The organism is Burkholderia sp. E168m15 (genome assembly GCF_016586105.1).
Lineage (GTDB): Bacteria > Pseudomonadota > Gammaproteobacteria > Burkholderiales > Burkholderiaceae > Burkholderia > Burkholderia orbicola.
This window is the reverse complement of record NZ_BCPO01000242.1, coordinates 1-1,173: the sequence shown is the minus strand read 5'-3', so window position 1 is coordinate 1,173 and position 1,173 is coordinate 1. Positions and strand designations below refer to the sequence as shown.

2 protein-coding genes and 1 pseudogene are annotated in these 1,173 nt (G+C 63.3%); 1 reads left to right on the top strand and 2 read right to left on the bottom strand.

Annotation, left to right across the window (positions count from 1 at the left end):
• Together JMF86_RS35350 and JMF86_RS35345 are read right to left on the bottom strand one after the other, a co-directional pair.
• Window positions 1-232: hypothetical protein (locus tag JMF86_RS35350; RefSeq protein ID WP_269189826.1), on the bottom strand; the 232-nt coding region annotated here is incomplete at its 3' end.
• A gap of 135 nt (window positions 233-367) precedes the next feature.
• Entirely contained in the window at window positions 368-715 is a 348-nt protein-coding gene (locus JMF86_RS35345) for a hypothetical protein (RefSeq protein WP_034176090.1), read from the bottom strand.
• Between JMF86_RS35345 and JMF86_RS35455 the strand changes: the two are divergent.
• Window positions 651-1,173 (top strand): annotated as a pseudogene (locus tag JMF86_RS35455) (hemagglutinin); the annotation flags it as partial. The gene JMF86_RS35345 and the pseudogene JMF86_RS35455 overlap by 65 nt on opposite strands.

Genomic DNA, 1,173 nt, shown 5'->3' with positions numbered 1-1,173 from the left:
CGGGACTGTCGTCGGCCAACAGCTCGATCACGTCGCTCTCGACCTCCACCTCGACCGGTTTGTCGTCGGCCACGAGCTCCATCGGCTCACTGTCCACCGGACTGAGCTCGACCAACAGCTCGGTTACCTCGCTTTCCACGTCGGCTTCGACGGGGCTGTCGTCGGCTAACAGCTCGATCACGTCGCTGTCGACTTCCACGTCGACCGGTCTTTCGTCGGCCACGAGTTCCATCGGTTCGCTGTCCACCGGCCTGAGCTCCGTCACGACGAAGACGAACAATCTCGGTACGAGCACGGCATCAGCACTCGGCGGCGGCTCGACCTACGACCCGGCGACGGGGACGGTTTCCGCGCCGGCATATACGACTTACAACGCGAACGGTACGACCTCGACCGCCAACAGCGTCGGCTCGGCGATCAACAACATCAACAGCCAGGGCATCAAGTACTTCCACGCGAACTCGAGCGGCGCCGACAGCACCGCAACGGGCGCCGACGCCGTCGCCATTGGCTCCGGCGCCGTCGCCAGCACGATCAATTCCGTCGCCGTCGGCCTTGGCGCCGTCGTCAGCACGGACAATTCCGTCGCGCTCGGCGCCGGCTCGAAGACCGTCGCGGCAACGCCCACGAGCAGCGCAACCGTCGACGGCGTGACGTTCAGCGGATTCGCTGGTGCCAACCCGGTCGGCGTCGTCAGCGTGGGCGATGCCGGCAAGGAACGACAAGTCACCAACGTCGCCGCCGGTCAAGTGACCTCCACCAGTACCGACGCGATCAACGGCAGCCAGCTGTATTCGGTCGCCCAGCAAGTCGGTACTGCGACCAGCGCCATTTCGTCGCTGTCGACTTCGACTTCGACTGGCCTGTCTTCGGCTAATAGCTCGATCACGTCGCTCTCGACTTCGACTTCGACGGGCTTGTCGTCGGCTAATAGCTCGATCACCTCACTGTCGACTTCGACCTCGACGGGCTTGTCGTCGGCCAACAGCTCGATCACCTCGCTCTCGACGTCGACCTCGACCGGTTTGTCGTCGGCTAACAGCTCGATCACTTCCCTGTCGACTTCGACTTCGACTGGCTTGTCGTCGGCTAATAGCTCGATCACGTCCTTGTCGACCTCGACTTCGACGGGCTTGTCCTCGGCTAACAGCTCGATCACGTCGCTGTCGACCT